Raw genomic sequence first — 2,398 nt, 5'->3', positions numbered from 1 at the left:
GAGGGCGGCGGCCAAATGACTGAGACCGGTATCCACCGACACGATCGCTCGTCCTCCCGCTAGCTGTACTGCCACCTCTGCAAGCGACAATGGGGGGAGCACCTGCGCGGCGCCGGATTCCTTGGCCAGACGCTGGGCGCGTAGCTGCTCCTGCTCCGTTCCCCAGGGTAACTTAATGCGATAACCGGCGTCAGCGGCAAGCCGGATAAGCCCTCGCCAGTGGGTTTCCGGCCAGTGTTTTCCGGGACGGGTGGTGGCGTGCAGAAAGACCAGATAGGCTTCACTGCCTGTCGTAGGGGTAAAGTGGCCAGCAATAGCATAATCTCCGGGCGTCGTGGGAAGCGAGTAACCCAGACTGACGGCGAATAGCTGGCGGATGCGCTCTATGGCGTGTTGTTGCTTGCTCACGTCATGCCGCTGGTGGTAAAACCAGCTGGCGAAGGGTTCGCGCGCGCTTTTGCAATTAGGGCCGTGCTTTTCACCACGCGCCACGCGGGTGACGAGTGCTGCGCTTTTCATCAGGCCCTGCGCGTCGATAACTGCGTCATAGCGCTCTTGTTGCAGCTGCCATTTAAAGTCACAGCGCTCCCGCCGCGTAGCCGTGCCGAACCAGTTTTTACGCCAGCGGCGAATCGCTACCGGAATAACCCGCCGCACCGCAGGATGCCAGGTAGGGATCTGGGCGAAATTTTCTTCTACCACCCAGTCGAAACGGATTCCCGGCAAGGTATGCCCCGCATCTGTCAGCGCAGGCAGAGTATGCAATACATCACCCATCGAGGATGTTTTGACGATCAAAACCTGCATTAATTCTCCTCTTTGAGGGCAATAATGTTTCCAGTTCGTTCAGCACTTGGGCAGGTTGGATAGCAATCAGGCTCTGATGGTGGCATTGTTCGTTTTTCCGTATTTTATGGTAACCGCTTATTAAGCGAATCACTCGGGCCTGGTGGGAAAGCGGCGGGGTGAAATCCGGACTGCTGGGCCCGTACAGCGCCACCAGTGGACGATCCAGCGCGCTAGCGACATGCATTAGGCCAGAATCGTTGCTGACGATCCCTTGGCAGGCGGCGATAAGCGCTATCGCCTGCTCCAGCGAAGTTTTGCCGACCAGATTGTAGCAGTGGCAGCGACAGTCTTCAGGCAGCGCGGCACCTATAGCCTCCCCGGCCGCCTGGTCCCTGGTGGAGCCGAACAGTGCTATCTGATAGCCGCGGCGAATGAGCGCCGTGGCCAGAGCGGCATAATGATAATGCGGCCAACGTTTAGCGGGGCCGCCGAATTCCGCGCCGGGACAAAAACCGATAAGCGCGCGTGCGCCTTCGGGCACAAAGGTGTGCAGGGCCAGATCGATGTCCGTTGTGCTGACCGTCAGGCGCGGCCAGGGCAGCGGCGTGGGTAAATCGGCTGCGCTGCGCATCCCCTGGCGATCGAAGGCTAGGGCGGTATAGCACTGTACCATCAGCGGAAAGGCCTGTTTATCCAGCGTGCGGATATCGTTGAGCAGACCATAACGCATCTCGCCGCGCCAACCAATGCGTTGCGGGATGCCGGCGAAAAACGGCACCAGCGCCGATTTGAACGAGTTAGGCAGGACCAGCGCCTGGTGATAGCCACTTTGCCGCAGCGCCTTCCCCAGCTGGTGGCGCTCCCCTAGCGCCAAGGCACCGTGGCCGAACGACATCTCCAGCGCCTGGTTGACCTCTGGCATGTAGCTAAGCAATGGGCGGCACCAGGCCGGGGCCATCACATCAATCTGCGCGTCTGGATAGCGCTGCACTAGAAGGCGATACAGGCTCTGAGATATCATCATATCGCCGACCCAGGATGGTCCGATCACCAGTATTTTCATGCCGCTACTCTCTTTCTTGCCCTGAAGAATATCAATGATTATGGTTCAACCAGCGTAAATATTCCGCGACCCCTTCGGCGACGGTTTTAAACGGCTGATAGTATCCAACGGCGCGCAGCTGGGTTAGATCTGCCTGGGTATAGGCCTGATAGCTCCCTTTAAGTTTTTCCGGAAACGGAATGTATTCCAAATAGCCTTTTTTATGGTAATCCAGCACGGCGTCTGCAACAGCCTGGAAAGATTCTGCCCGGCCGGTGCCGCAATTAAAAATCCCCGAGATGCTGTTTTGCCAGAACCAAAGATTCACCGCCACCACGTCGCTCACATAAACAAAATCGCGTTTAAAATTTCCGCTGCCAGCGAATAATTTTGGATTTTCATTAGCGTTGATTTGGTTATTCAAATGAAAAGCCACGCTCGCCATGCCGCCTTTATGCCCTTCGCGCGGGCCATAAACATTGAAATAACGGAAGCCGCAAATTTGCGACTCGGCCTTCGGCAATAGCGCTCGCACATATTGATCGAAGAGAAATTTGGAATAGCCAT

At 56.8% G+C, this 2,398-nt stretch carries 3 protein-coding genes; all 3 read right to left on the bottom strand.

Annotation, left to right across the window (positions count from 1 at the left end):
* Positions 1 to 807: lipopolysaccharide heptosyltransferase RfaC (rfaC, locus tag BG74_RS08075; protein WP_066597711.1), on the bottom strand; the 807-nt coding region annotated here is incomplete at its 3' end.
* Positions 770 to 1,852 (bottom strand): ADP-heptose--LPS heptosyltransferase RfaF, encoded by a 1,083-nt coding sequence (gene rfaF, locus BG74_RS08070; protein WP_066597709.1) that lies wholly within the window; start codon positions 1,850 to 1,852, stop codon positions 770 to 772. The genes rfaF and rfaC, both read right to left, overlap by 38 nt.
* Positions 1,853 to 1,883: 31 nt before the next feature.
* On the bottom strand, positions 1,884 to 2,398 hold a 515-nt coding region (locus BG74_RS18045), incomplete at its 5' end, for an NAD-dependent epimerase/dehydratase family protein (RefSeq protein ID WP_244267446.1).

Source organism: Sodalis-like endosymbiont of Proechinophthirus fluctus (assembly GCF_001602625.1).
In the GTDB taxonomy this organism is placed as follows: Bacteria; Pseudomonadota; Gammaproteobacteria; order Enterobacterales; family Enterobacteriaceae.
This window is presented reverse-complemented; position numbering and strand designations above follow the sequence as displayed.